The sequence below is a fragment of the Dongshaea marina genome, from assembly GCF_003072645.1.
Lineage (GTDB): Bacteria > Pseudomonadota > Gammaproteobacteria > Enterobacterales > Aeromonadaceae > Dongshaea > Dongshaea marina.
The window spans coordinates 2,823,417-2,849,281 of record NZ_CP028897.1 but is presented as its reverse complement, the minus strand read 5'-3'; the positions used below and the strand labels follow the sequence as shown (position 1 = coordinate 2,849,281).

Here is a 25,865-nt window from a genome sequence, read left to right as displayed (position 1 = left end):
TATATTTGATTTCGATGGGTTATCTGTTTATTTTTTCTGAAAATAAGCGATGAAATATATCAGTATTTTCATCATGAGGCGTTTCATTTTCTGCGATTTTCTATCACTTTTAATCACTCACTATAAAAAATAAGTAGCAGTTGCACCTTCAATAAAATGTGTTGCGATATTTAATCGGCTCTGTTTATTTGTCATATTGTTTGAAGGGCAGACTTATCCTAATGCCTTGTTTAAATTACAAAATAATCGCCAAGGCTTCTGTATGCTTATTGTTTGAGTCATGTGACGGGCAGTGACAAATTGTTGGGTGCGTCATAGGTGAGCGACGCAGTCACTGACAGCCTGCGGCTTTTGACCCCTTAAAGTCTATGAGCTATAGCGATTTCGATGCTTCGCTAAAGGTGCGGCTGGGTTCAGTGTTGGAGCGTGTTTTATACCAATCCCAATAGTTAGGTGATCAGGATATGACTTGCACTGATTGGGATAATCTGTGAGTGATTTAGCCCGTTGTCAGCATGGATGCTGGCATCGGGCATACATGGATGTACTCGCTGCGTGGCTCAAATGACTCATGGATTATCAGCAAGCCGATCACATTTCTTTCATGAATGGTATTACATCTGTAGTTGATGTCTGATTTCACGTCTCACCAACAGGGTGTGTATCCGTCCATGGAACCTCTGCTGCCCCGGCTATCATCCCCGATACCCTCTTCCAGTTCGGTATTCTACCTCTCGTTTCGCTTCTTTGAAGCTTCACCCCTGCGACAGAAGGCTGGTGATCTTGAAGTCAGTACCCCTTTGTATGAGCAACGGATCTGAGACATAACCCAGTGTTGGAGACTCATCTGTTGTTGATGTCACTCCATCTTAATCACGAGCAGCTGATCTTAATGGAGATCAGTCGTGGGAATTGCTTTTTTTATCTCGGGGAGGGTGAAGCTGGGGCAGGTTTGAGGATTGGTCTCTCAAGCTATGCTACACTCTGCGTCCTTCCAAATAGCCTGATGATAGTATGAACCGCAAGAAGAAAATTAATCAGATCCTCAAGAAGAAAGCCAAGAAGGCCAATGCAAAGCTGCATGCCAGCCCTAAGCCGAAATACCTGTCCAAGGCTGAACGTGCCGAGATTGAGCTGAAGTCTCAGCAGGAGAGTGGCTGCTAAAGCTTCCCGGTATCCGGATGGGTACCGGGATAGGATCGTTAGCTTTCGCCGGTCAGTTTTGCAAGGCTGGCTTTGAGAGTGGCGACCTCAAGTTCCAATTGACCGACTCGTTCACTCAAGGCGCTGAGCTCGGTTATCTCATCGGTTGAAACTCGACCCTCGTCAGTGGCAAGCTCCGACAACTCCTCTGAAAAGAGCTCGGTGAAGCGTGCTTCTCGTTTACCTGGCTCCCGAGCCAGCTGTTTGACTAAGGGTGTTTCTCTTTGAGAAAGGGCTCTCAGGGTACTCTCAACTTCTGCCACATTCTCAAATCCGTGCAGGCGGTTGCTGCGGCTGCGCAGCTCTCCGGGAGTTTGTGGGCCACGTAGCAGCAATAGACAGATCACCGCAAGCTCGGCACCGTTGAGCTTGAGTTCACTGAACTCGGTATTACAAAAGCGGTGCTTATACTTAACCACCCGGCTGCCAAATCCGCTCTGCTCTGAGATGAGGCGTTTACTGGCCAGGCTATCGAGAGCGTTTTGGGTCTCACTCTCACTCAGGGAGAGCACGGGATCGCGACTGGATTTTTGGTTGCAGGCGAGGGTGAGGGCATTGAGTGACAAGGGGTATTGCTCCGGGGTAGTGATCTCTTTTTCGAGAAGGCTGCCGATCACCCGGGCTTCGTGGAGTGTCAGTTTCATAGAGGGCTCCATATAAAATCCAGCCCCAGTTATAGCAGAGCCCAAACCAGGATTCTAGAAGTCGATAGGCTGACTGAGGCCAAGTGATGTAAATTTACTCTGCATTGTCTAAAGAAGGAATTTAGAATACTCTGGTTCAGCTTACTAAGTTAATTATTTTATTGATTTTTTGTTTTGGACGCTGCAAGCCATTATTGGCTTAATCAAATTTTCAAATAGGATGGTTATGAAAAAACTAATTATGGTGATCGCAATTATCGCTCTTTCGGGGTGTGCCACACAGACTTTTGTGGTCAATGATGAGGCTGTGAAAACTCCAACCCAAGAGAAAATGCAATCTTTTTGGGTCAGTGGTATCGGGCAAACTCAAATGACCAATGCTGCGAAAGTGTGTGGCGGAGCGGATAAGGTGGCTAAGGTTGAAGCTCGACTGAACTTTGTTGATGGACTGATCGGTTTTGTTACCCTGGGTATCTACACCCCAAGAACTGCAAAGGTTTATTGCAAGGTTTAAGTGTTTAAGTTATTTACGCCGCTAGCCGTGAAGTTTATTTTCATCATGGCTAGGGGCTGTCGTCATAAGATGGCAGCCCATAGTGCTACACAACGTATTTGAACCGCCGCTTCAAATGAAGCGGTATTTTTTGCATATCGTGTCGCGATTCCTCGCCACCTCTTCAGATGAAGAAAAGCATTTTCTACCAAATGCCTAACTCTATAGAGACCTTTATCATGCTCCCGTAGCACCTTCCGGTTTCTCCTCGATGGAATAACCACTTTCATTCCCAGAAACTCGGCTTGGGAGACCAAGGCATTGGTATCGTAGCCTCTGTCAGCCAGTAAATACTCAGCATCGACACTATCAATCAGAGCCAAGGCCTGAGAACAGTCTGCCGTTGTACCTGAGGTAACAAAGCACTTAACAGGCATGCCATGAGAGTCTACAGCCAAGTGGATTTTACTGTTTAGCCCCCTTTTGTTATCCCCATATCCTGATTACCTCCCTGAGCACCGCTGGCATCTGGGTGGACTTTGATATGGCTGGCGTCGATCATCAGCCACTCAAAATCAGGCTCATGGATTAAACGTTCCTGGAGGCGAGCCCAAACTCCCTTATCACGCCAGCGACTGAAGCGTCGATGGGTATTTTTCCAGTCGCCATAATCGGGAGGAAGGTCTCTCCAAGGTGAGCCTGTCCTTAAAATCCAAAAAACAGCATTGATAAAGAGTCGGTTATCTCGACCCGCCTTTCCCCAATCACCTTTTCTTCCCAATATATGGGGTTCGATTAGGCTCCATACTCGGTCTGATATGTCATGGCGTCGGTGGGCTGGGCTCTTCATTGTGTAGTTCCAGATTAATGATGAAAGAATATATTGTACTCAAACTAGTCCGCTCATGACGACAGCCCCTAGCAAGTTGCTCTCTCAGAGCTAACAATCGATTTCAACCGTTTTTTTGACTGTTAGAGTGATTCTGTAGTCATAGTTCAGTGACTGCGTCCCTTGAGGCGTTGGTAAAGGGTTGGGTTGAAGTGCCAACTGCTATCAAATAACTCGGTGAGGGCCGGATTACCATATTGGGACAGGGTGATGGCATTGAACCGGTTCTGGTTCTTCCTGAGCTTATTGAGCTCTTTGAGGAGATCGTCCGGGAGCTTGGGGGCGATAAAATCAGAGATCACCACCAGATCGGCATTTTCAAATTTCTGCTCGGCCATCTTTTCTATGGCGTGGCGGATCGCAGGTGCCAGATCTGTGCCTCCCTTATAGCTGTAGCCCAGAAAGTCCAGGGCATGATTGAGCCCGCGGCGAGCGGTAAGCTGATATTCCAGAACATCGGTGGAAAACAGCAAAACCTGGCATTCTCGCTCATCGCTGAGGGCGATGCGCATCAGGGCAAAGCATAGGGCCTTGGCGCATAGCTCGGCAAAGCCACTCATGGAGCCCGAGGTATCGACACAAACAATAAAGGGTCCTTTGGGTTGCAGCTCATCCCTGGATTTTGCGTGGGAGATCATCACCTCGTCCAGCTCGGTATTTTTTCCCCGGAACTGATAGTTGAGCAGCCGCTTTTCCAGGAGGTGTTTATAGAAGATCACCTCAAGATCGGGATCAGAGAGAAACAGGGTCTCAGAGAGGATGAGGCGTGCCAGTTCATCACTCAGGCAGATCCCACCGAGCTCTTCAGGCAGGGATTGCATCTGCTGAAGCACAGGGCGAAGCTCGGGGTGCTGGGCGCTCAGATCGTTGACACTCGTTGAGTTTGCTGCCTGACGACCCAGCTCTTCGGCAATCTCCATCAGTTTAGGGTAGTGCTCCAGAAGCTCAGCCATCTGCTTAAGACGCTGGTACTGTTGGCGTTCGAGTTTTGCACCGACCATGTTCCACAATCGCTGGGATTTTTTGGGATCGCTTTTGCCCATTACAGATGAGAGCTCCTCCTGGGCGTTCATCTTGCGATAGAGTTCTTCGAGGATCTGGGCTCGGGCCTTGTCGATGGCGGCCAGCTGCTCTGTGATGATACATAGCTCAAGGTGTTGCTGCCAGCGGCGCAGCAGCAGGCGCTGCTCCATCTCAAGCTCAACGCCTTTGAGTTGAGTCAGCAGTAGCCGGGCATCCTCCAGGAAGGCCGAATCACAAGACTCCAGAGATCTGATGAGACCCTCAAGAAGCTGGGCTCCGGACCAACTCTGGCATTGAGTAAACAGCCTTATTTCATACTCAAGTGCATCCGGTAGTTGAACCTCCAAAATCTGCTGGCTGACCTTCTGATGCCAGCGGGTGAGCTCCGAGCTAAGCGCCTGGCGGTGGCTGTTATGCTCATTTAAAAACTGGGATACCCTGGGATCTTGCTGGAGTTCCTGGCTCTCTGCCTCCAGCCTTTGCTGCAGCGATTGTGCCCCACTGGCCAGCCGCTGCTGGCGGTCGACACTCATTTTATTCAGGCCAGAGCTGATTGAGGTTATCCATGAGAGGGCTCACATGTTCCAGCTGATGTTGGATATCCCCAAGGGTGACGGTTAACTCACTGAAGCTGGATTCGGCCCGGTCCAGCAGTGACGAGGGTACGAAGTGGTTATGGCTTCCCTGGGTAAAGCGTTGCAGCAGTTGCTTGAGCTCTCTTTCCAGAGGCGCTGTTTGTTGGTTGAGTTCGGACAGCTCTTGACGAAGCTGTTTCAATAAACCGGGCTCAGGAGCTGGGTCGCAAACTATAGCGGCCCGGATCCCATGATTGGCGATATCCTTACCGACCAGCTGTTTGCCCTCAATGGCAAAACGCAGCATTTGCGGTTTTTTTCGTCCATTGAGATAGCCGGTTAACTCGCACTGACCCGACTTGATCCGGCGGGCAAAAAGGCGGGCTGGGACATAGGCCCATTGACCCGGCTCCATCGGGTGTTCGGTGAGTGCTTCATTGGTCTCAAGAAACACCAGCTTGAGCAGATCCTGCTTGCCCTGGAACTGGAAGCGACGAGCCTGGTGAAAGGGAAAGCTATAACTGTTTTTCTTGCGTAGTCTTCCCTGCTCTTCAAAGGAGAAGGATGATGAAAACTCTTCGCGTAGCCGTTTGCGAAGTTTACTCAGTTGCTGCTTGAGCTGGCTGGTCTTGCCGATGAGCTGATCCTGATCAAAGGCGCTTTGAGCCGAGAATTCTTCAAACAACTGATAGATCACCTGGCGCCCCGCCAGATCGCGCCACAGGCAATCGCGCAGCAGTAGTAGATCGCTGGCATCTATGCTGTTTCGACCATTAAACAGGGCGCTGGTTTTCAGCAGGCGTACCGATTTTTTCCAGCGCCGGTCTGAGATATAGAGGCTGCGCTTGGTCTGCTCATCATCGCTCTCAAGGGCCATCAGCTCCAGCGATTCCTTGAGGGAGAACAGTTTCTCAAAGCATTCGGTGGGGAACTGGACGTGATCAATCTGAGATTGCCAGTATTGGTACTCTTTGTCACTGATCTTCAATCCGGGATCGATCTGGTGAGAGTTATGGCCTTCGGCAGTGATCATCGCCTGGAAGTTACCCTTCTCGCGGATCCGCCCCAGATAAAGGCGCAGTAGCAATCGGTCATAGAGCGCATCCAGGCTGGCATCCTGCTCCGGCAATTCATTGGAGGCGGAGATCAGTAGTTTCATTGGAACCTTGCTGATCTGCTGGCCATTTTTAAAGGTTTTTTCGTTGATGACGGTGAGCAGGGTGTTGAGGATCGCCGGGCTGGCTTTCCAGATCTCGTCAAGAAATACCACATCGGCTTCAGGCAGGTACCCTTGGGTTAGCCTGAGGTAGCTTCCCTGATCTTTGAGAGCCTTGATAGAGAGGGGACCGAACACCTCTTCCGGGGTTGAAAAGCGCGTCATCAGGTATTCAAAGGAGTTTCCGGATTCAAAGGCGCTGATGAGACGCCGGGCCAGCATGCTCTTGGCGATACCTGGAGGCCCCAACAGGAAAACACTCTCACCCGCCAGGGCAGCAAGAAGACTCAGGCGCATCGCATCTACCCGCTCATAGAGTCCCGCGGAGAGTTGCTTGATCAGTTGATGAATGCGCTCGGCAAGCAGGGTATGTTCGGTTGAATTCATGGTTGGGAGCACCTGCGCTGTGATTGGGTCGGGCCTGTTTGTGTCTTCCATCCTAACCAGTGACATAGTAGACGTCTATGCTGTGGGGGTATTTTTGCCCGCAAGACAGGGTAAATGCTCAAATAAAGATCAGTTGTCGGCGATTACCCAGGCAACAGGCCTGATATATACAGCCTCCTGCCTGTATCTCTATCTCTTATCTCTAACCTAATTCAAAACTGGTGATCCCAAAAATCTTATGATCGGCGAGTTTCGGCTGGCCTTTTTGATACATCCGGGCGGTGGCGAAGATACAGTTCATCCCGTACTGCCGAGCGATCTGCTGCGCCTCTTGATTAATCTCGGGGGCATCCAGGATCAGCGGCTCGCCGCAGATCCCCTGCTGCGCAGCCTGCAGAAGCTTTTCTGCAATATCCGGGGTATCGGCAAATAGAGGGCCTATCTTATGTCCCTGATGGCAGCGGCGACGAACCAGATATCCTCTGAGCTCACCCTGCTCCTGATAAGCGAGGGCCAGGGAGTCGGGTTGCGACACCCAATGATTTAGAAATTGCTCACGAGCCGCTGGGAAACACTGGCGATCATAGCGCAGCAGGGGGGCACTTTCGATCCGGGCCAGTGGGACAATTGATGGGCTGATACTCTGTGGAGCCTTAGCGATAAACTGGTAACGGCGGTTTTCATAATAGGGTTTGTAGCCAATATTCTCATAGATAGAAACGTTTTCCAGAACCCCATCGATACCTATGTTGCGATCCTGACAGTAGTTGAGGCGGTGCTTCGTCAGGGCCATGCCATAGCCTTTCCCGCGATCCTTTGGGCTCACTACGTAAAGGCCACAGAAGGCGTAAGATGAATCATAGATGACGGCGCTTCCAACGGCGACCGGCTGATCCTTGATTTCACCGATAAAAAAACCATTAGGATCGGCAGTGTAGAAGGTGGTGGCATCATGAAGGCCCGGATTCCAGCCTTCCTGGCGGGCCCAGTCAATGGCAAGGCTGAGCTCATCAGGCATCATGGTACGGATCGTCAGTGGGTGGTCGGACATGAGCTTCTCCTGTGTCGTGTTTTGCGCCTCGTAAGGCTGTGCCAGTTGGGCCATGGGTGGGTTAGCCGGTTTTAATAAAGAGCGATGCAGAGCCAAAGTGATGAAGTGGTTTTCCCCTGAGTATCTGTGACTTAAAGCTGACCCTGTGCTCTGCAAATTTGGGATCACTCACTCTGAGCTCTGTCTCCTGAAGCTTGCCCTGAACATGGAGGGTCAGGGTGGCATCCGGCGCCTTGGATAAAGGGAGCTCGCCGTTTGACCAGAGCTTTTGATAATAGCCAAGGCTCAAAAGTCCCGGGTCATGGGGAGTCTTCTTTGAGAAATAAAGCACCAGGGGGTATTGTTGAGGGTGAGCTGGTGGGCAGTGAGCTCTCCCGAGGAGGTGCTCAGCATAAAAGTCAGCTGAGTTGACCTGGTAAAGTCTGGCGTTTGGGCCGCCACAGTGGCGGAAAATGTCACAGAGATAACTACTAGATATAAGGCGAATCGCTTCATGCATCCCTCCAGGTACGGCATCCTGCCGCACTGACCATCCTAACAAGCTTTTCTCCTCTGTGTTGAGCGGTTTTTGTGTAAGGTGTGAGCTGGTCTGTGTTGCTGATTAAAAGCTGAGCTCTGCGACTGAAGAGGTTAACAGGGCTCGGAGAATAGCTGCAGGCACTCCTCAAGGAGCCCGGCGGTTGCTCCCCAGATCAAGTGATGGTGCCAGATAAAGCTGGGGTAGGGGCCCAGATGATGGTTTTTCTTAAAGGGGGGCAGCTGTTGTCTCAGAACATGCAGAGGGACCTCAAAGGCTTCGCTTACCTCGGTGTGGTTCAAGCGCAGCGCATACTCCTGTTCAATCAAGCCGACGATGGGGGTGATATGAAATTGGGTGCGGGTACCCCGGCCCGGGAGTTTGCCGAGGATCTGGATCTCTTGGGGTTGCAGCCCTATCTCTTCATGGGTTTCCCGCAGCGCAGTTTGAACCTCATCCTGATCCTCAGGATCGCAGCGCCCGCCGGGAAAGCAGATCTGACCGGCATGATGGCGCAGGGTTTCGCTGCGCCGGGTCAGCAGCACGCTGAGCCGCTCGTCGCGTGAGATGATCGGGATCAGCACCGCCGACATCCGCTTGGGAAGAAAGTGTTTGAAATGAACCGGCTCAGGCGGTTGCTGCAGAACAAAGCGGCTGAGAAGATGGGCTTTGGTTAACTCCTGAAAGCAGGGGTAAGATTTTGGCGACTTTGTGCTCAGCTTCACGAAATTCCTCTTCAACGGTCGAATCGGCGACAATCCCGCCACCGACCCAGCAATGAATGACTTGCTGGTGGCAAAGCAAAGTGCGGATGGTGATGGAGGTATCCATTCGTCCATGGGCACTGATATATCCAATACTTCCACAGTATACGGAACGGCGGGTCGGCTCAAGCTCTTCGATGATCTCCATCGCCCGGATCTTGGGGGCTCCGGTGATGGATCCACCGGGAAAACAGGCTCGTAGCAGATCGCTTGCCTGCTGGCCGGGGGCCAGAGTGCCGGTGACTGTACTGACCAGGTGGTGGACCGCGGGAAAGCTCTCAAGGCCAAACAGGATCGGAACCTTGACACTGCCGGCTTCACAGGCCCGGCTGAAATCGTTGCGTAGTAGATCAACGATCATCAGATTCTCGGCCTTATCTTTGGTTGAACAAAGGAGCCACTCGGCTTGTTGCCGATCCTCAACCGGGTTACTGCCCCTGGGCCGGGTGCCCTTGATCGGCTTGGTTTGAGCATGCCGGTCATCGACGGCAATAAAACGCTCCGGTGAGATGCTTAGCAGGGCACACTCATCCAGGCGGATAAAAGCCGAGAAGGGAGCCCTATTTTGTTCGCTAAGCAGGCAATAGGCCTGCCACTCACAACCCCGATAGCGGGCGCTAAAGCGCTGGGTCAGGTTGATCTGGTAGCAATCTCCGCTCTTAAGATACTGCTCGATGGCGGTAAATTTCTGCTGGTATTCGGGGTAGCTCATATTGGAGTGCCACTGTGAGCTCAGGGCAAAGGGGGCTTGCTCCGTGGTGATTTGCTGCTGCCACCACTGGTAGCGCGCCTGCAGTTGCTGTTCACCCCCAAGCTGCAGCAGTTCGGTTTTGCCCGTGCTGCGATCGATCACTATGGCCCAGTCATAGATCCCAACGGCCATATCCGGCGCAGAGTCATCCACAGCCAGCGTCTGAGGCAGGGATTCAAAGCGCCGCCCCAGATCATAGCTCCATAACCCCATGGCACCGGAAAAAAATGGCAGTTCGCAGGGGATCTGGCTGCAATCTCCCAGCAGTTGATGTTGCCAGGCTTGGAGAAGCTGCAATGGATCCTCTGCACTCTCCTCTATTATGCCATCATACCTTACTCTGGTTGTTTGGCCGTAGGTGGTCAGGGTGGCGAGGGGGTCTGCTGTGATGATGTGATAGCGACTATCGGGATGGTCCGCTGCGGCTGATTCGAGAAGCATGGCCCAGGGAAGATGAGCAAGCGGGGCAAACAGCCCATGGATATCGTCTGTGTCACACAGGGGCTTTCGATGAAGAGTTGGTTTCATTTGAGCGATGACTGACTTGTGATCTCAAAGCTGGTTCAAAATGGCCGACAAGCGTATCATACTCGCCCGTCGAACACTAAATTCGAAAGCTAAAGTATGACTTTTGGCATGGAGCCGGCAGATTGCCGCAGCAAGGGGCATTTATGACCATAATAAAAAAGCAGGATTTCATCGATTCAGTTGCAGATGCGCTGCAATATATCTCCTATTATCATCCGCTTGATTTTGTCCAGGCGCTGGATAAGGCCTATCACAAAGAGCAAAACCCGGCCGCGAAGGATGCGATTGCTCAAATCTTAATTAACTCTCGAATGTCGGCCGAGGGGCACAGACCCATCTGTCAGGACACCGGAATTGTGACCTGTTTCGTCAAGATTGGGATGCAGGCCCAATGGGATACGGACTGGACGGTGCAGCAGATGGTGGATGAGGGGATCCGTCGCGCCTATACCAATCCTGATAACCCGCTGCGTGCCTCCATCGTCAGCGATCCGGCCGGCAGCCGTAAAAATACCCGGGATAACACCCCTGGGGTGGTGCATATTGAGATGGTTGCGGGGGACAAGGTTGAGGTGATTCTGGCGGCCAAAGGTGGCGGCTCTGAGAATAAAACCAAGATGAAGATGCTCAACCCCTCTGACGATATTGCCAGCTGGGTGTTGGAGACGGTGCCGCAGATGGGAGCGGGCTGGTGTCCTCCCGGGATCCTCGGGATAGGGATCGGCGGGACCGCTGAAAAAGCGGCGGTGCTTGCCAAAGAATCCCTGATGGATCCGGTGGATATCCATGAGCTGCTTGAGCGGGGTGCTAACAATGCCGATGAGGAGCTGCGTCTTGCCCTGTTCAAGGGAATTAATGAGCTGGGAATTGGTGCCCAGGGAGTCGGTGGCCTGACGACCGTGGTGGATGTGAAGGTGAAGAGCGCACCAACCCATGCCGCTTCCAAGCCGGTGGTGATCATTCCTAACTGTGCTGCGACCCGTCATGTTCACTTTACCCTGGATGGTTCAGGTGCCGCCGAGCTGAAGGCGCCACGCCTTGAGGATTGGCCTGAGATCACTCGTGAGGCGGGGGCTGGCACCCGCAGGGTTAACCTGGATGGGCTGACCAAAGAGGATATCCTCTCCTGGAAAAGTGGGGAAACCCTGTTGCTTTCCGGCAAGATCCTGACCGGCCGCGATGCCGCCCATAAGCGCATCGCCGATCTGCTTTCCAGGGGAGAGACGTTGCCCGAGGGAGTGGATTTCACCAACCGCTTTATCTATTACGTGGGGCCAGTAGATGCGGTTGGAGATGAGGTGGTTGGTCCGGCGGGGCCAACGACTTCGACCCGAATGGACAAGTTCACCGAGATGATGCTGGCACAAACTGGCCTCATCGGCATGATAGGTAAGGCTGAGCGTGGACCTGCCGCGATTGAGGCGATTAAGAAGCATGATGCCGTCTATCTGATGGCGGTCGGTGGCGCGGCTTACCTGGTGGCTAAGGCGATCCGCAAATCCAGGGTGGTTGCCTTCCCTGAACTTGGCATGGAGGCTATCTATGAGTTTGAGATTGAGGATATGCCGGTCACGGTTGCAGTCGATCACCAGGGCACCAACATCCATCAGCAGGGCCCGGAGATCTGGAAGGTGAAGATTGCCGAGATGGAAGGCAAGTAACCGCCAGCAAATATGATATGGGACGATTGGAGGCGAAGGCCTCCATTTTTATCGGTCCCGGTACTTGTTAGAGGGAGACAGCGATGAGCAGTTTGGTTTTTTTCACAACCCTCGGGGTTGCCTGGCTGCTGATGCTGCTGTCCATTATGAAACTGGTTCGTGGAAAAAGTTCGCGTGGCTATTGGTGTGGCTGTCTGCTCCTTTTTGCTCTCTCCGGGCTGAGTTTTATCCTATCGTCTTTGATGGGCAGCACAGTGGATGCTCAGGGCTACCTGCATGAGCCTGGGTTTGTGTTTATTCCATTGGGCTATCTGTTAAGCTTTATCGGGATTTTAGCGGTGATCACCCGCCTTGTCCTGGAGCGATGGTGGGCCAGAGGGGAATAAGCTTGGCTTGTAGGTATTCTCTTTGTGAAGCGGGTTGGTATGGGTCGATAACTCAGTGAGGTGAGTGTGCTATTTGAGGAGCTGGAAACACTGCTGGAGCTGTCCCGGCAGGGCTCAATGGGCAAGACCGCAGGTCAGCTGTATGTGAGTCAATCGGCCGTCAGTAAGCGGATCGCCAATCTTGAGCGGCGGCTGGGGCGGCCGCTGATCGAGCCCAGTGGACGTAAAATTGAACTAACAGCTCATGCTCATCGGTTGCTGGATCGCTTAGAGCCAGCGCTGGGGCAACTTAAGGGTGTTTTATTCGATGAAACCGAGCAGGCACAGGATTCACCAATGATCCTGGCTTGTTCAGAAACTCTGGTGGCGGGATTGGTTGCTCCGGCATTGGCAGAGTATTACCGGCGGGATCCCTGGTTGCGCGTTGCCACCTATCATACCCCGGTGATTGCCAGTCGGGTTCAGTCCGGAGAGGCGGCCCTTGGCCTTTGTGCGGGTTACCTCGGGGAGATCTCCGGAGTCAGTGTTGAGTGTCTGGCCATGGAGCCTTTTTGGCTGGTTAGCCCATCAAGGCTGTGTGAAAAACCAAGAGCATTGATCACCAATGATCTCAGTAATCCGGCGAATCGTTACCAGGCAGGTGTGCTGCAACAACATGGGATTGAGCCATTGATGCAGCTTGACTCCTACACGGCGAGTGCCGAGCTGGCCCTGGCCGGAGTGGCTCCGGCCCTGGTGCCTCAAAGCATAGTGCGGGCTCTGCAGATTGATGCTCAGCACTGCCATGAATTTGGTTTTTTGGAGCAGCTAAAGCGTCCCATCAGCCTCTGTTATCGCCATGCGGCCCTGCAGCGGGATCGGGTCAGGCAATTAGCCCAAACCATTCGGGATGTTGTGCAATCAGCAGTTTAAAGGCCATGGCGATGGCAACCATCACGATCAGCGGGCGGATCAGCTTGCGGCCGCGGGTGACCACCAGGCGAGCTCCAAGACGAGCTCCGATAAACTGACCCACCGCCATGCTGAGCCCTATGCTCCAGATTGGCATGCCTCCCAAAATAAACAACAGCAGGGCGGCGATGTTTGAGGTGAAATTCAAAACCTTGGTTCGGGCGGTGGCCTGCACAATATCCAGCCGTGCCAGGCTGACAAAAGCGATGGTGAAAAAGGAGCCGGTACCTGGGCCGAAAAAGCCATCATAAAAGCCGATGGCACTACACAGGATAATCGCAAACCAGAAATCTGAGATCCTGGGTTTTCCCTTGACCTGGCTGGCGCCGGGTGAGAACAGAAAATACAGGGCGATGGCGATCAGAAGACCGGGGATCACCTTTTCCAGAATCGAGGCATGGATGTGCTGGACCAGGATCGCCCCGATGGCGGCTCCGATGAAGGTACAGGCGATGGGAAGTTTCATCTCACTGAGCTTAACGATCCCTTTTCGCACGAAATAGAAACTCGATGAAAAACTACCAAACGAGCTTTGTAACTTGTTGGTCGCCAGGGCGTGAGCGGGAGGAAGACCGGCAGCCAGCAGTGCCGGAACCGTGAGTAAGCCGCCGCCACCGGCGATGGCATCGATACAGCCTGCCAGCATGGCTACACCACACAGCAGCAGTAACATCTCGGGAGTAATAACCACAACAAAATCTCAAAAGGAAAGGGTTGAGACAAGGTAACACGGCTCTATTTATCAAAATAGTGAAAGTTAAGGGGATTACTGATTCCTATTTGGAATGATATTTTGATTACCGGTGCTTTTCATAAAGGTGATTCCATGCATAATAGCGGGTCATTATAGTCCCGGGGCAACATCAGTATGAATATCCAGCAAACTCTAGAGCAACGCAGCAGCAATCAATGTGAGCTGTGTGGCAGTGATTCAGGGCTCAGTGTGTTCGAAGTCGGTCCACAAAGTGATGGCAGTGTCGAACAGGCGGTGCTGCTTTGTGAAACCTGTCGCAGTCAGCTTGAGAATCCGCAGTCTTTGGATCTGAATCACTGGCGCTGCCTGAACGATAGCATGTGGAGCCAGGTGCCAGCGGTTCAGGTGATGGCGTATCGTCAGCTCAAGCACTTGTCGGCCACAGAAAACTGGGCACAGGATCTCTTAGAGATGCTTTATCTGGAAGATGAGGTGAAATCCTGGGCTGATGCCGGGCTAAGCGAGCAAGATGAAGAGACGGCTGCGACCCTTGATTGTAACGGAACCCTTCTACAGGCGGGGGATTCGGTCACCATCACCAAGGATCTGGTGGTGAAAGGGGCAGGCTTTACGGCTAAGCGAGGCACCGCAGTGCGCAATATCTCCTTGTGCGCCAATCCGGAGCATATTGAGGGGCGGGTCAATGGTACCCGGGTGGTACTGCTGAGCTGCTACATGAAAAAATCTAACTGATTTATCAGTACCATGATTCAAAAAGCCTGTCATCGGACAGGCTTTTTGTTGGTCTTACACAGTTGAAAAAGCAGAGGGGCTCAGAGTCCCTCACTAAACGAACTCTGCCAGCGAGTCTTACTGTTTGCACTGACTCAGGCTGTTCGCCATCGCCTGAATTAATTTTGTATAGTGCTCATTGCCGGGTTTAATGTTGGCCCCTAAGGGATCGATGACGCCAATTACTGAAACCTTGGTTCCCTCGAAGACATTGTTAACCAGGCCCGGGTTGAACTGTGGCTCGGTGAATATACAGCTCACCCCAAGTTTGTTCACGGTTGTTCGGATCTTGGCGATGCGTGCCGGACTTGGATCTTCGGCATCACTCAGCGAGATCGACCCTGTCGCCGGTATCTTGAAGCGTTTTTCGAAATACTGGTAGGCATCATGAAAAACAATGAACTTTGGCTTGCCCAGACCGTTGATTTGCTTGCCTGTTGTTGCTATGAGCTGATCCAGAGATGCTATGGTCTTGTTGGCATTGTGTTCATAGACGACGGCATGCTCCGGATCCTGCTCTGACAGTACTCTCTTAATTTCGACCACCCATACCTTGGCATTTTCCGGATCCAGCCAGGCGTGAGGGTCGACTCCCTGGTGGTCGTGCTGCTCATGATGATGGCTCGAGTTCTCATCAGCCTGGTGATCATGGTGCTCCTCGCTATGAGAGATCTCCTCCTGGTGGTGGCTGTGACCTTCAAAGCTTGCTCCCTCGCGAAACTGATACCTTGTTGTACCATCGACCTCTAGCATCTCTATCTTTTGTGCAGAGCCTGCCACATTGACCATGGCTTTTTCCAGCCATGGTGTGAGCCCTTCCCCCATCCAGAACACAACTTGGGCATTAGACAATGCCCGGGCCTGGGAGGGGCGCAAGCTATATTGGTGTGGCGAGGCTTCGGCTGGGATCAGGAGCTCAGGTTGATTTACCCCCTCCATGACTTGACTAACCAGGGAGTGTAGGGGGCTATATCGACGGCAACTGAGGGGGCTGCAGCTTCGGCACCAAGTGGCAGGCCAAGACTGAGTAGGGCAGAGGCTAGGATCTTTTTGGGCATGGGGTTCTCCAGAGCGATTAAGCATACAAATCGGATGAGTCGAGCATCGAGTAGCAAGAACATATGTTATGTTATAACATAACAGAATGAGATATGAAGATTACTTAGCCGAAAATTAAACAGCCGACCCCATGAGGAGCCGATGTTGAGTAAAAGCTTGATTGAGTGTGATGCGTTATCCGTCCACTTTGGAAAGCGCAAGATCCTGCATGAGATCACTATGTTTGTTGAGGCAGGGGAGATTGTCACCATTATAGGTCCTAACGGTTCAGGGAAGACGACCCTGTTCAAGGCCCTGATTGGTGCGGTGCAACCCAGCTCCGGGCGATTAAAGCAAGCCTCGGACCTTAAGGTCGGTTATGTACCCCAGAAACTGCATATTGATGAAACACTTCCCATGACGGTCAGGCGTTTTATGAATTTGCCGGGTGGACATAGCTCGACCGCCGTTTCTCAGGCTCTGGCTCATGCCGGTGTACCGGACCTGGATAAGCAGCAGATCATGGATCTGTCCGGAGGGCAGCTGCAGCGGGTTTTACTTGCCAGAGCCCTGTTAGGGGAACCGAATCTACTGCTGTTAGATGAGGCGACCCAAGGATTGGATCACCGGGGAACCACAGATTTTTACCGCCAGATCTCCAGGGTAAGGGAAACCTTAGGATGTGGCATCCTGATGATCAGCCACGAGTTACAGGTTGTGATGCGCCAAACGGATCGAGTCATCTGTTTAAATGGGCATATCTGTTGCCAGGGGACCCCCGAAGTCGTCAGCGCCTCCCACGCGTATCACAGCCTTTTTGGCTTGGGCCAAGATGAGGAGAGCGCCCTCTGTGTGCACCGAAACAACCTCCCATACGCCCATGCACGGAGCAGCTCTCATGTTTGATGATTTCCTGATCCGAGCCACCCTGGCCAGTATAGGGGTGGCACTGGCTGCCGCGCCCTTAGGCTGCTTTGTCATTTGGCGACGCATGGCTTATTTCGGTGATGCCACCGCCCATGCGGCCGTCCTGGGGGTGGCCCTCTCTTTGGCGCTGTCCGCCCCCATCTTTGTGGGGGTGCTGGCGGTTTGCCTGGTGATGGCTATGACAGTTTCCTCTTTAAATGGAAGAGGGTTTGCCATGGATACCCTGCTTGGGGTGACGGCGCACTCTTCATTAGCCATAGGTTTGGTGGCTGTCTCTTTCCTATCCGGGGTACGTATTGATCTCATGTCCTACCTGTTTGGGGATATCCTGGCCGTTGGCAAGAGCGATCTCATAGTGATCGGGTGCGGTGCCCTGATGGTATTAGCCCTGCTTACCTGGCGTTGGTCGGCTCTGTTGCTGTCGACCCTCAACCCGGATCTGGCGCGGGCCAGCGGTTATAACCCCAAACGGGAGCAACTGATTTTGACCATTGCCCTGGCTATCGTCGTTGCAGTTGCCATCAAGGTCGTCGGCGTGTTACTGATCGCTGCCATGTTGATTGTCCCCGCCGCGACTGCGAGGCCTTTTTCAAGGACACCGGAAATGATGGCCCTGATTGCGGCGGGTCTTGGTGCCTGCGCGAGTTTGGCGGGGCTTAGGGCCTCTTATGTATTGGATACCCCGACAGGCCCAACCATAGTCTGCATCAGTGCACTGCTGTTTGTTCTGACGAGTGGACTCTTTAAATTACTCCCGCTTGTTTTTAGCCGAAAATGGTTAAAGTCCGATGAAGCTGGTTAAGCTTGGCGGTTACCTCTGGATCTCTTTGGCGGGAAGCTGATTAAAAAGGCTCCCGTTGAGCTCATTGCTCAGAAGATAAAGCTGGAGCCCGAGTCACACAGATGGATTGCCCTTTGTTATCATAGCAACCGCCCCAAGTTCAAAGGGGCGATCTTGAGTTTAAAGAGGGAAGTGAGAAGATGAACCGCGTGCAAAAAGCCCTGGAGCATGCAGAGCAAAAGTGTCGGAATAATGGGGGACGCTTAACCAGTAAACGAAAACTGGTGTTATCCGGGTTATTGCTCTGTGAAAAAGCCATGTCTGCTTATGAACTGGTCGACTTCTGTCAGCAGGAGCTTGGTGAAGTGATACCGGCCATGTCTGTCTATCGGATATTAGAGTTCTTGCAGCAGCAGCAACTTGTCCATAAATTAAACCTGGCCAACAAGTATGTCGCCTGTTGTCATATTAGCTGTAGCCACTCCCATGAGGTTCCACTGTTTTTGATTTGTGGAAAATGCCAGAGGGTCAAAGAGATAAGCCTTGGGAAGATTACAGAAGAAGAGTTAAAACATGATGTGGAGCAAGCTAACTTCCAGCTGGTGAGTCCACAACTTGAGCTTAATTGTGTCTGTGATGAGTGCTCCGCTGGTGCATGATACCTGTTGCAATATCCATTAAATCTGACTCTCGGCTATCAGATGCTTTGCAGAGTTAAGTGATATAAAGCCATCGGTATTCTCCTCCGGGCGGGAGGGCCTGTACAAGAAGATCCGATAGATAGTTTTTACAGGACAGGTTAACCTAACTCAAAGTCAGCTATAGTTCGATCACCTATTCAGGTCGATGGAGCTCATCATTCGTATCTCCTTGATGTGAAATAAAAAGATTGAGGGGGAGGCAGCTTGAATAAGGCCATAAAACTCATAATGCCGATAGCGCTTCTTGTAATGAGCGGCTATGGGGAAGCGCATCCCCACTCATGGATTGAGCTTCACACCCGGTTTATTGGCAGCCCACAGGGCAAGCTGACCGCCCTGCACTATACCTGGGTGTTTGATGAGATGACCTCGGCTTACACTCTGGATGGAGAGGATCTTACGCCGGAGCACCGAGCGCAGACCCTCAAAAAGCTCGCAGATTTTATGGTCGGTAATATGAGCAATGATCACTACTTCAGTTACCTGTATGACCAGGGGAAGCCAGTGAAATATCGCCTGGCCACTAACCCACAGCTCACCTATCAAGATCACAGGTTAGCGCTGAGCTTTACCCTGCCACTCGCTCATCCCATGGCGATGCAGGGCAAGAGCGTCGAGCTACAGATCTATGAGCCGGGCTACTATGTCGATATGAGTTATGCCACAGGGAAAGATATCCAATTAAATCCCTCCTTACAAAAGCTCTGTCATATCAAGCGGATCCCCGCTGATCCCGATCCTAAGCTCGTCGCCTATGCCTCTTCTCTGGACGCAAATCAACAATCGGATCAGAGTCTGGGGCGATATTTCGCAGAGCGGGTGGTACTGGATTGCTGAGCCGCGACCCGAAAAAACTGGCTGTAGAATCAGTCACCAACAATCTCTTTTACGGGACATAAAGAGATTGTCACCAATACTCCGGGTCACTCAAAGCGTCCGCACAGCGAGCAATCCCAACAGCAGTGTTCAGAGCGCCTGGTTTGAGCTCTGAAGCGAGCCAGGCTTGTGGGTAAGCCAGAGGGTGAGGCGCTTGTATATGATGAGAGCCACCGAAGCCGAATCGGCCATAGTAGTTTGGATCGCCCAGCACAATCACAATATCTGCATCACGTTCTTTCAGTCGCTGTAAACCCTGCTGAATCAATTGGCCACCAATGCCCTGATGTTGGCACTCTTTTGAGACGGCGAGTGGGGCAAGGATAAATACGGATTGTTGCTCATGCCCCTCAATGGTGACGTTGCTAAACAGTATGTGGCCAACCGGCCTGTTATCTCTGTGAGCAATTAAAGAGAGCAATGGTTTAGCCGTCTCATCATTCAGCATGTCACAGGCAAGCTGGGCGATGGTTTTACCTTCGGGCTCACCAAAGGCATCTTCATGGATCTGTCGGATCAGCGGGTGATCGTCAGCATTGGTTTCCCGAATATTTAATTGAGCTGGGTTCATGAATCATTTGACTACTTTGTCCAAGGTATGACGCATATTTACACATGCCTCTTTGTCGATCAAATGACGAAAAGCCTGCACTTTCCTCCCCAAAAGGGAGAGTTATCGGGCATGTCTCAGCGCCTTAGAGCACTTTCGGACTAACCCGGGTCATCACTTTGGCCTGAGATAAAGAATTTCTGGCTTTGCTAAGCTGACCCTCTGCAGCAAGGGTGTTGCTGCAAAGCCGCGAAACGAGAAGCAGGGTGAAGTTGTGAAGCAACTGAACGAGAGGCAGGATGCCGAACTGGGATAGATATCCATGGATGGATATCGCTGAACTGGAGGCGAGTATCAGGGAAGATACCCGCTGCAGTAGAGCACCAGGGGCGTCGTTGCATCGCAACAAAGCGAGAGGCAGGGAGACCGAACTGGTAAGGATTATCATGGATGATAATCGGCATTGCGAGTCAGTCTGCAAAGCCAGAGATTAAACATAGCATTAACCCCATTTATGGAGAAAATGTTCTAGATCCTTTTCTCCACCCAGCTCATTACCGTTAGCAGCAGCGCCGACAGGATAAAGGTGATGTGAATAATCACCGTCCATTGTAATAATCGGGTATCGATCGCTTTGGCGTGAGTCGAGGTTTCAAAATAAACCTTAAGCAGCTGAATCGATGAGATGGCCACAATGGAGGCCGCTATTTTGATTTTAACCCCGGTCGGACTGATCTTTTTAAGCCAGGTTGGCTCTCCTTCCTGATGTTCCAGATCCAGCCGCGAGACGAAATTTTCATAGCCACTGATCACGATAATTACGATGAGGTTGGCGATGAGGATGAGATCCGCCAGGGTCAAAGAGGTGATAATGAGATCTTCTTCGGTGATACTTCCAAGATGCCGAAACAGGCTATAGACATCTGCAAAAGCAAAATAGACAAAGGCAAACAGGATCAGCAGCATCACCAGGTACATGGGGGCCTGCAACCAGCGGCTGGCAAAGATGACGCGCTCGGTGGTTTGCTCAATAGAGGTCGGTTTACGGGACATCTCTTTTTATCTTCCAATCAATCAGTGAAGGGTCTGGTGCCTGAGGACACACGACGAAGGGCGCGAGGATACATGGGAGTAAGCAAAGTTCGCAAGACTTGTTTTGCATGAGGTAGACCGGGAAGTTATAAACAGAGTCATCAGGACCCTGGCTGGAGCCGGGGCCTGATGACTCATTCGACGGAGTTACTTTACTCCCAGCTCGGTCAGCCGCTCATCGAGATAGCTCTCGGCGGTGTGACGCTTCGAGAGCACCACATCCGGGCGAGGATGAAGAAACAGGGGAGCGGTCAGCCGCGAGTTTTGCGAGCGTTCGCTGGATGGGTTGATCACCCGATGCAGGGTCGATGGATAGTAACCACCGGTCGCTTCCTCCAGCATATCACCTGCGTTGATCACCAGGGTGTCTGGCTCACAGGGAACATCCAGCCAATCCTGGCCCAGGGGCTTGACCTGGAGTCCGGGCTCATTGGAGGAGGGAAGAACCGTCAACAGGTTGATATCACCATGGGCCGCGGCACGGATGGCTCCGGGCTCTTCACTTCCGGTCATCGGAGGGTAGTGCAGGATCCGCTGCAGGCTGCGTTCGCTTCCCTGGATCATCTGTGACAGGGGCTCCGAGAGTTGGCTGCGAATTGAATCCGGAGTCGCCTCTTCGAGCCACTGCAGCAGTTTGCTTGCCAGTTCGGTGGACTGCAGCTGAAGTTGCTGCGCCTTGTCACTGACTTCGCTCGGATAGCGTCCCCAGGAGAAGATGTGGTAATACTCCTTGATATCTTTCTGGCTATGTCCCTTGGCTGTTTCGGAGACTTCGGGTGGGAAGTAGCCATCGTGTTTTTGTTTATCAAACGGGTAACCCAGTTTGGCATCACTCTGGAAAAAGCTCAGCCACTCATCATAGATCCCTGGACCAGTTCAAATGAGATACCGTGATTTTTGACAACGGCAAAACCTGTTTCTCTGAGCGATGCAGCAAAGTCCGTGGCTGCTGTTGCTGACTGGCAATCGACAATCCGTACCTGCATGAAAATCCCCTAAAATTATTGTTGATTTAACTTCGCCCCCGCAACAAATCATGATGTTACATAAATGTTTCTTGGGGAGGCGGCGCATTGTAGCGGTGAGAGGATATTGTGATCAATTGTTAATAGGATGAAAATGTGAGATAGATGACGGATTGATGGTAAAACACCCACAATATCCATCATTAATTTATGGGTTTTATGCTTCTTCAATTGCCAGGTTAATTAATTGTTATCAGGGAGTGACAGGGAGATTTTTTTTTGGCAGGATAGCCCGAACGATTACGAAAGGGATTTGTATGAAACAGACTCAGCAAGATTTACAGAAGATTGAGCTGGTCTCTTTACTCAAAGAGGCCTATAAGAGGGGCGAGAAGCTCAGTCACACAAGGCGTGTCCAGACCAGGAGTGAACCGGGTCGCCGGACACGCTAATCCAATCAGTTTTCAAAATGAAAAGGGGGCTTATCAAGCCCCCTTTTTTACCATCAGGTTAAAGAGATCTGCCCGTTGAGAACCATCCGCAGGGCGATAATCGCAAACCCAAACAGGGCAACCGAAATCACTTTTTCAACCATTTTGAGCTTGCGTTGCCCATGCTCTTTATTCGACCACATATAGACCAGGACGCCGGGGAAGTACATCAGGGTCGCCAGCAGCAGGTACTCGATACCGGCCGCATACACCAGCCATACTCCGTAGAAGGTTGCGATCCCTGCGATCAGCAGGTGGGCACGGCGCCGCCTTGCACTGTCTTTGTCATAGGTCTCACCGCTGAGAACCAGTTTCAGGCCGTAAGCGCCGGAGAAGACATAGGGAACCAGGGCGGCCGAGGTGGTGATATTCACCAGCGCCAGGTAGGAGCTGTTCTTAAACAGCACTATGATCAGGAACAGTTGAACCAGGCAGCTGGAGAGGATCAGAGAGACAGTCGGGGCACGATTGCCGTTTTCTCTTTGGAAGCAGCGAGGAAACAAGCCCTGTTTACCGGCAATGTATGGAACCTCGGCGGTCAGGGTGATCCAGCTTAGCAGAGCTCCCAAAACCGAGATCACCAGTCCGATGTTGATTAAGATCGCTCCCCAAGGGCCGACAATTTTTTGCAGAATAAGCGCCGTAGACGGGTTTTTCAGCTGGGCGATCTCAGGCTGACTCATCACACCAAACGAGAACAGGGTCACCATGATGTAGATGGCGATGGCCCCGGTAAAAGCGATAATGGTGGCCTTACCCACATCGGTTCGCTTACGGGCCCGTCCGGAAACAACCACGGCCCCTTCAATCCCGATAAATACCCAGAGGGTGACCTTCATGGTGGTCTTCACCTGGTCCATCACACTACCCAGCCCCGGGGTTTGGCTGCCCCAGAAGTCGAAGCTGAACTCTTTGAGGTGCGAAGCCAGGATCACCGCAATACAGAATACAATCAGGGGAATAAGCTTAGCGATTGTGGTCACTATATTGACCATGGCTGCCACATGGATCCCACGCAGCACCAGCAGGGTCAGGGCCCACATCAGGACGGAACCGGCGACGATGGCCGGCAGGGTATTTCCGTCGCCAAACAGTACGTGTCCTGGGGAGTCGGTAAAATAGCTGATGGCACTAAAGACCACCACCACATAAGAGACATTGGCCAGCATCTGGCAGATCCAGTAGCCCCATGCGGCATTAAAGCCAACAAAGTCACCAAAGCCTGCCTGGGCATAGGTAAAGATCCCGCCATCGAGGTCGGGACGGCGAATCGACAGGTTTTGGTAGACCAGTGCCAAACAGAGCATGCCGACGCCAGTGATGAGCCAGCCAATGGCAACAGCCCCGGGGGCTGCCTGATCCGCGATATTTTGTGGGAGGCTAAATACGCCGGCACCGACCATGGATCCAATGATCAAACAGATGAGTGCACCTAAGCCTAACTTTTTATCCATAAATGTGTCTTTTGTGTTGCTTGAAGAAATAGCCCAACCCGGTGATCTGTGACGAGCCGTTCGGGGCAGGGGGCTACTATAATGGAGTGAGTAAAAACACACAACCCCTTACATATTTATGCGTGACTGGGAGGAGATGAACTGATCTGTTGACAGATGGGATTCACACGACAACTCCTTGGTTTACGATGTGAAGCGACAGCTTGCCATTCTGCTGGCTCCTGTCAACCGTGAATGGTAGATTTCGCGAGTGATTTCTCATTTGTTGTTAATATATCATTTTGAGTATTGACTCCCCGGAACAAGCGACCCAGCCAGGATGCACTCCCCGGCCATTATCTATAACGAATTGATATCTATTAATTTTATTTTGTGAACTCATCCCGGGTTATTTGATGAATATTTATTCCTGATTTATTCAGATCAAGGCGACTCTCGCCGGGAGAGCCGCAGCAGCTTTACCCCGCTTTAAACTCAACCTCTGTGCCTTCGGCTGTCAGCACCCGAATATGCTGTGGGGTTCCATCCGGGTCAAACACAACCTCACCGACCCCACTGGCATTGAGCAGGCGTAATGGGCTGTGGCCCTCTAGGCGTCGGGATTTGATCCGCATCCTTTTACGCTTGGTCAGCCAGTTGAGCGGGGAGTGGCTGGCGTAGAGCCAGCGATTCAGAAAGTCGAAGACCGTTAACAGCTTTCTCGGGAATTCATTTTTAAAACCGCTGGCGGTGATCTGCCACAGGTGGGGCTATGTTTGCGATGGCGAATGCTGACATCGTAAGCAAAAGAGTAGTGCACATCTCCCGAGAGAATCGTGAAGCGTTGCGGGGTTTTAGGGTGCTGAAAAATGTTGAGTAGCACATTGGCTGCTCCCGGATGGGCCATCCAGTTTTCGGCATCCACCGCCAGGGCATGGCCACAGTAGGTGAGGGTACGCTGCACCGCCTCAATTAGTTTGGCACCGAAGATAGGAGCGGGGGAGACCAGGATCACCGAAGGCTCATTCATCAGCTGCTGCTGCAGGGCGCATAGGGATTCCCAGTCCATCAGGCCGGACGGTTTGGCTGCATTACTTTCTGAGCGCCAGCGCTGGGTTCGGGTATCCAGCACCAGCAGTTTGGGGGTGGTTTCCAGCTGGTAGTGCCAGTGGCTCCACTCCAGAAGTTGATCGATTAGCTTGTCTTGCCGCTGACTGTCTGGGTCTTGCAAAAAGCGCGCAACCTCGGGAGCCAGGGTATTGCTAAAAGGCGCGGGATCATTTCCCCAGCCCTGGCACAGGTAGTAACCGATCAAGGTATTGCCGATGATCCGTCTGGAGAAGGGATGGCTGTAGGCGCTCTCCTCCCAGCTGCGGGTCAGATTCCAGTCATCCGTGATGTCGTGATCATCAAAGATCATATACACAGGCAGATGGCTCAGGCAGCGCTGTATCCGGTTGAGGCTTGGAATAAAGGCTTCGATGGCCGTAAGCTCTTCGCGATATAGCTTAAGCTGTTCGGTGGAGAGCGAGTCCGGCGCACTGAGATCGATTCCATCCCACAGACTGGGAGACCAGACAAGAAAATACATCGCCAGCACTTCGGCCAGGCTGATGAGGTGGTTATGGGCGGAGTCCGTGGTAAAAATCGGTTTGGAGACGCCACCAAAAAATCGCTCACGCAATGCCTCATTGGCTTTGTTGTGTGGCAGCAGCTCCTCGCGCTGATAGTAACAAAGAGGGCTGGCATACAGGGATTCACTGTCATTAAGTAGTGCACCCTGCCAGGTTTCCGCAAAGAGCTTAAGTCGCGCGATCACCTGATGAATCGCAACCAGCATCGGGCCGGCCACATCATCGGCATAGATCTGATCGCCACTCATCATCAGCAGAGCCGGACGCTGCTTTGGCTGTTCCAGGGATTGGGCGATTCTGTCATCGACCCTGAGCAATCCATCCGGGCTCGGATAGTGGGGCTTACGACAGGAGCCATGCAGCAGTGAATCGATGTGGCGCTTGATGACGAAATTGGGGCGCAGCTCGCCCGGATAGAGGCTTGCCTTGAGTAACTCAGAGATGAGGCTGCTGCCACTGTCATGGCTAAGCTTGAGATCATACTCAATCCGCTCATCTTCGGGCAGAGGTGTCGCCTCATCGAACTGGTAGTTCAGCAGCTGGATATAGGCGTGCTCGCCAACTGGCAGTTGCTGATGGTCCAGGGTCATGGTCGGCGCATCCCGGTTAGCCAGAAAAATCTCCAGTCTCGGTGTGCAGGGCTTGGCTGTAACCAGCCATAGGCAGAGTTGGCTAGGACTGGTGCGGCGGATGATCGGGCCGGCAATCAGTAATGGGATCTCGGATGTCATCGCCTTAACGCTACTCCCTTGGCATAAGTGACTGAGGTCAATGAAGAAACTGATAGGATTTATGAGTTCTTCACCATCTTCCTCTCTTTTTGTGGCGTTTGTCACGGTAAATTCAAAGTGA

At 52.2% G+C, this 25,865-nt stretch carries 28 protein-coding genes; 10 read left to right on the top strand and 18 right to left on the bottom strand.

What is annotated here, in order from left to right; genetic code table 11:
* Positions 1-1,014: 1,014 nt before the first annotated feature.
* The gene (locus DB847_RS13420; RefSeq protein WP_108651156.1) at positions 1,015-1,164 is read left to right on the top strand and encodes a DUF2986 domain-containing protein; all 150 of its coding nucleotides are present in this window, start codon (positions 1,015-1,017) and stop codon (positions 1,162-1,164) included.
* Between the two features lie 38 nt (positions 1,165-1,202).
* Here DB847_RS13420 and DB847_RS13415 read toward each other — a convergent pair whose 3' ends face one another.
* Entirely contained in the window at positions 1,203-1,847 is a 645-nt protein-coding gene (locus DB847_RS13415; RefSeq protein ID WP_108651155.1) for a YceH family protein, read from the bottom strand.
* A 226-nt stretch (positions 1,848-2,073) separates the two neighbouring features.
* On the opposite strand from DB847_RS13415, the gene DB847_RS13410 reads away from it, so the two are divergent.
* On the top strand, positions 2,074-2,361 hold the full coding sequence (locus DB847_RS13410; RefSeq protein ID WP_108651154.1) for a Bor family protein: 288 nt from the start codon (positions 2,074-2,076) through the stop codon (positions 2,359-2,361).
* A 62-nt stretch (positions 2,362-2,423) separates the two neighbouring features.
* On the opposite strand, the gene DB847_RS13405 is transcribed toward DB847_RS13410, so the two are convergent.
* The 7 genes from DB847_RS13405 to pabB all read right to left on the bottom strand — a co-directional run bounded on the left by DB847_RS13405 (position 2,424) and on the right by pabB (position 10,041).
* Positions 2,424-3,190 (bottom strand): IS5 family transposase gene (locus DB847_RS13405; protein WP_108650678.1). Its coding sequence is split into 2 segments (ribosomal slippage): positions 2,424-2,815 and positions 2,815-3,190, totalling 768 coding nucleotides; the frame shifts between segments, so codons are not numbered across the junction.
* Between the two features lie 146 nt (positions 3,191-3,336).
* A complete protein-coding gene (locus DB847_RS13400; protein WP_108651153.1) occupies positions 3,337-4,785 on the bottom strand; it encodes a VWA domain-containing protein in 1,449 nt (482 codons plus the stop codon).
* A gap of 1 nt (position 4,786) precedes the next feature.
* Positions 4,787-6,430, bottom strand: coding sequence for an AAA family ATPase (locus DB847_RS13395; protein WP_159084613.1), 1,644 nt, complete (start codon positions 6,428-6,430; stop codon positions 4,787-4,789).
* Between the two features lie 202 nt (positions 6,431-6,632).
* Positions 6,633-7,481, bottom strand: coding sequence for a GNAT family N-acetyltransferase (locus DB847_RS13390; protein ID WP_108651151.1), 849 nt, complete (start codon positions 7,479-7,481; stop codon positions 6,633-6,635).
* A gap of 61 nt (positions 7,482-7,542) precedes the next feature.
* Complete coding sequence (locus DB847_RS13385; RefSeq protein ID WP_159084612.1) at positions 7,543-8,022, bottom strand: hypothetical protein; 480 nt, start codon at positions 8,020-8,022, stop codon at positions 7,543-7,545.
* Positions 8,023-8,111: 89 nt separating this feature from the next.
* Positions 8,112-8,723: a CoA pyrophosphatase gene (locus DB847_RS13380; protein WP_159084611.1), complete on the bottom strand. Its 612-nt coding sequence runs from the start codon at positions 8,721-8,723 to the stop codon at positions 8,112-8,114.
* Positions 8,626-10,041, bottom strand: a complete 1,416-nt coding sequence (gene pabB / locus DB847_RS13375) for an aminodeoxychorismate synthase component I (protein ID WP_108651148.1) — start codon at positions 10,039-10,041, stop codon at positions 8,626-8,628. Before pabB ends, DB847_RS13380 begins: the two co-directional genes overlap by 98 nt.
* Before the next feature lie 143 nt (positions 10,042-10,184).
* Here pabB and DB847_RS13370 point away from each other — a divergent pair, with 143 nt between their 5' ends.
* From DB847_RS13370 to DB847_RS13360, 3 genes are all read left to right on the top strand, one after another.
* On the top strand, positions 10,185-11,702 hold the full coding sequence (locus tag DB847_RS13370) for a fumarate hydratase (RefSeq protein ID WP_108651147.1): 1,518 nt from the start codon (positions 10,185-10,187) through the stop codon (positions 11,700-11,702).
* 83 nt (positions 11,703-11,785) lie between these two features.
* Positions 11,786-12,088, top strand: a complete 303-nt coding sequence (locus DB847_RS13365; RefSeq protein ID WP_234418402.1) for a DUF3955 domain-containing protein — start codon at positions 11,786-11,788, stop codon at positions 12,086-12,088.
* Positions 12,089-12,154: 66 nt separating this feature from the next.
* Complete coding sequence (locus DB847_RS13360; protein WP_108651146.1) at positions 12,155-13,000, top strand: LysR family transcriptional regulator; 846 nt, start codon at positions 12,155-12,157, stop codon at positions 12,998-13,000.
* Here DB847_RS13360 and DB847_RS13355 read toward each other — a convergent pair.
* Positions 12,951-13,712, bottom strand: coding sequence for a TSUP family transporter (locus DB847_RS13355; RefSeq protein WP_199911863.1), 762 nt, complete (start codon positions 13,710-13,712; stop codon positions 12,951-12,953). The two genes, DB847_RS13360 and DB847_RS13355, sit on opposite strands and share 50 nt — an antisense overlap.
* Before the next feature lie 195 nt (positions 13,713-13,907).
* Here DB847_RS13355 and DB847_RS13350 point away from each other — a divergent pair, with 195 nt between their 5' ends.
* Positions 13,908-14,486 carry a PhnA domain-containing protein gene (locus DB847_RS13350; protein ID WP_108651144.1) on the top strand — a complete coding sequence of 193 codons (579 nt, stop codon included), beginning with the start codon at positions 13,908-13,910 and terminating at the stop codon, positions 14,484-14,486.
* 117 nt (positions 14,487-14,603) lie between these two features.
* Here the strand turns inward: DB847_RS13350 and DB847_RS13345 are convergent, their stop codons facing one another.
* On the bottom strand, positions 14,604-15,464 hold the full coding sequence (locus DB847_RS13345) for a zinc ABC transporter substrate-binding protein (RefSeq protein ID WP_199911567.1): 861 nt from the start codon (positions 15,462-15,464) through the stop codon (positions 14,604-14,606).
* The gene (locus DB847_RS26085) at positions 15,452-15,583 is read right to left on the bottom strand and encodes a hypothetical protein (RefSeq protein ID WP_267897713.1); all 132 of its coding nucleotides are present in this window, start codon (positions 15,581-15,583) and stop codon (positions 15,452-15,454) included. The genes DB847_RS13345 and DB847_RS26085 overlap by 13 nt, the downstream gene beginning before the upstream one ends.
* 145 nt (positions 15,584-15,728) lie before the next feature.
* Here DB847_RS26085 and DB847_RS13340 point away from each other — a divergent pair, with 145 nt between their 5' ends.
* From DB847_RS13340 to DB847_RS13325, 4 genes are all read left to right on the top strand, one after another.
* Entirely contained in the window at positions 15,729-16,469 is a 741-nt protein-coding gene (locus tag DB847_RS13340) for an ATP-binding cassette domain-containing protein (RefSeq protein WP_234418401.1), read from the top strand.
* Positions 16,462-17,292 carry a metal ABC transporter permease gene (locus tag DB847_RS13335; RefSeq protein WP_108651142.1) on the top strand — a complete coding sequence of 277 codons (831 nt, stop codon included), beginning with the start codon at positions 16,462-16,464 and terminating at the stop codon, positions 17,290-17,292. Before DB847_RS13340 ends, DB847_RS13335 begins: the two co-directional genes overlap by 8 nt.
* Before the next feature lie 179 nt (positions 17,293-17,471).
* Complete coding sequence (locus tag DB847_RS13330; RefSeq protein ID WP_108651141.1) at positions 17,472-17,930, top strand: Fur family transcriptional regulator; 459 nt, start codon at positions 17,472-17,474, stop codon at positions 17,928-17,930.
* Positions 17,931-18,176: 246 nt separating this feature from the next.
* Positions 18,177-18,809: a DUF1007 family protein gene (locus tag DB847_RS13325; RefSeq protein ID WP_159084610.1), complete on the top strand. Its 633-nt coding sequence runs from the start codon at positions 18,177-18,179 to the stop codon at positions 18,807-18,809.
* A gap of 70 nt (positions 18,810-18,879) precedes the next feature.
* Here DB847_RS13325 and DB847_RS13320 read toward each other — a convergent pair whose 3' ends face one another.
* The 7 genes from DB847_RS13320 to DB847_RS13300 form a co-directional block, all read right to left on the bottom strand.
* Positions 18,880-19,419: a GNAT family N-acetyltransferase gene (locus DB847_RS13320; RefSeq protein WP_108651139.1), complete on the bottom strand. Its 540-nt coding sequence runs from the start codon at positions 19,417-19,419 to the stop codon at positions 18,880-18,882.
* 507 nt (positions 19,420-19,926) lie between these two features.
* On the bottom strand, positions 19,927-20,451 hold the full coding sequence (locus DB847_RS13315) for a TIGR00645 family protein (RefSeq protein WP_108651138.1): 525 nt from the start codon (positions 20,449-20,451) through the stop codon (positions 19,927-19,929).
* Positions 20,452-20,637: 186 nt separating this feature from the next.
* Entirely contained in the window at positions 20,638-21,054 is a 417-nt protein-coding gene (locus DB847_RS25660; RefSeq protein WP_234418400.1) for a 2OG-Fe(II) oxygenase family protein, read from the bottom strand.
* A 281-nt stretch (positions 21,055-21,335) separates the two neighbouring features.
* The gene (locus DB847_RS25655; RefSeq protein ID WP_234418399.1) at positions 21,336-21,476 is read right to left on the bottom strand and encodes a 2-oxoglutarate and iron-dependent oxygenase domain-containing protein; all 141 of its coding nucleotides are present in this window, start codon (positions 21,474-21,476) and stop codon (positions 21,336-21,338) included.
* Between the two features lie 484 nt (positions 21,477-21,960).
* Entirely contained in the window at positions 21,961-23,400 is a 1,440-nt protein-coding gene (locus DB847_RS13305; protein WP_108651137.1) for a basic amino acid/polyamine antiporter, read from the bottom strand.
* A 458-nt stretch (positions 23,401-23,858) separates the two neighbouring features.
* Positions 23,859-24,014 (bottom strand): hypothetical protein, encoded by a 156-nt coding sequence (locus DB847_RS25070; RefSeq protein WP_199911566.1) that lies wholly within the window; start codon positions 24,012-24,014, stop codon positions 23,859-23,861.
* A gap of 74 nt (positions 24,015-24,088) precedes the next feature.
* Positions 24,089-25,744 (bottom strand): metallophosphoesterase family protein, encoded by a 1,656-nt coding sequence (locus DB847_RS13300; RefSeq protein WP_199911565.1) that lies wholly within the window; start codon positions 25,742-25,744, stop codon positions 24,089-24,091.
* Positions 25,745-25,865: the final 121 nt, after the last annotated feature.

Excerpts from the sequence above, each read along its gene's own strand:
- DB847_RS13300 (WP_199911565.1), bottom strand. The coding sequence starts at position 25,744 with ATGACATCCGAGATCCCATTACTGATTGCCGGCCCGATCATCCGCCGC.
- DB847_RS13410 (WP_108651154.1), top strand. The coding sequence starts at position 2,074 with ATGAAAAAACTAATTATGGTGATCGCAATTATCGCTCTTTCGGGGTGT.
- DB847_RS13390 (WP_108651151.1), bottom strand. The coding sequence starts at position 7,481 with ATGTCCGACCACCCACTGACGATCCGTACCATGATGCCTGATGAGCTC.
- DB847_RS13365 (WP_234418402.1), top strand. The coding sequence starts at position 11,786 with ATGAGCAGTTTGGTTTTTTTCACAACCCTCGGGGTTGCCTGGCTGCTG.
- DB847_RS26085 (WP_267897713.1), bottom strand. The coding sequence starts at position 15,583 with ATGCCCAAAAAGATCCTAGCCTCTGCCCTACTCAGTCTTGGCCTGCCA.
- DB847_RS25070 (WP_199911566.1), bottom strand. The coding sequence starts at position 24,014 with ATGCGGATCAAATCCCGACGCCTAGAGGGCCACAGCCCATTACGCCTG.
- DB847_RS13345 (WP_199911567.1), bottom strand. The coding sequence starts at position 15,464 with ATGGAGGGGGTAAATCAACCTGAGCTCCTGATCCCAGCCGAAGCCTCG.
- DB847_RS25655 (WP_234418399.1), bottom strand. The coding sequence starts at position 21,476 with ATGCAGGTACGGATTGTCGATTGCCAGTCAGCAACAGCAGCCACGGAC.
- DB847_RS13315 (WP_108651138.1), bottom strand. The coding sequence starts at position 20,451 with ATGTCCCGTAAACCGACCTCTATTGAGCAAACCACCGAGCGCGTCATC.
- DB847_RS13305 (WP_108651137.1), bottom strand. The coding sequence starts at position 23,400 with ATGGATAAAAAGTTAGGCTTAGGTGCACTCATCTGTTTGATCATTGGA.
- DB847_RS13350 (WP_108651144.1), top strand. The coding sequence starts at position 13,908 with ATGAATATCCAGCAAACTCTAGAGCAACGCAGCAGCAATCAATGTGAG.
- DB847_RS13370 (WP_108651147.1), top strand. The coding sequence starts at position 10,185 with ATGACCATAATAAAAAAGCAGGATTTCATCGATTCAGTTGCAGATGCG.
- DB847_RS13395 (WP_159084613.1), bottom strand. The coding sequence starts at position 6,430 with ATGAATTCAACCGAACATACCCTGCTTGCCGAGCGCATTCATCAACTG.
- DB847_RS13330 (WP_108651141.1), top strand. The coding sequence starts at position 17,472 with ATGAACCGCGTGCAAAAAGCCCTGGAGCATGCAGAGCAAAAGTGTCGG.
- DB847_RS13335 (WP_108651142.1), top strand. The coding sequence starts at position 16,462 with ATGTTTGATGATTTCCTGATCCGAGCCACCCTGGCCAGTATAGGGGTG.
- DB847_RS25660 (WP_234418400.1), bottom strand. The coding sequence starts at position 21,054 with ATGATCCAGGGAAGCGAACGCAGCCTGCAGCGGATCCTGCACTACCCT.
- DB847_RS13415 (WP_108651155.1), bottom strand. The coding sequence starts at position 1,847 with ATGAAACTGACACTCCACGAAGCCCGGGTGATCGGCAGCCTTCTCGAA.
- DB847_RS13355 (WP_199911863.1), bottom strand. The coding sequence starts at position 13,712 with ATGTTACTGCTGCTGTGTGGTGTAGCCATGCTGGCAGGCTGTATCGAT.
- pabB (WP_108651148.1), bottom strand. The coding sequence starts at position 10,041 with ATGAAACCAACTCTTCATCGAAAGCCCCTGTGTGACACAGACGATATC.
- DB847_RS13400 (WP_108651153.1), bottom strand. The coding sequence starts at position 4,785 with ATGAGTGTCGACCGCCAGCAGCGGCTGGCCAGTGGGGCACAATCGCTG.
- DB847_RS13320 (WP_108651139.1), bottom strand. The coding sequence starts at position 19,419 with ATGAACCCAGCTCAATTAAATATTCGGGAAACCAATGCTGACGATCAC.
- DB847_RS13420 (WP_108651156.1), top strand. The coding sequence starts at position 1,015 with ATGAACCGCAAGAAGAAAATTAATCAGATCCTCAAGAAGAAAGCCAAG.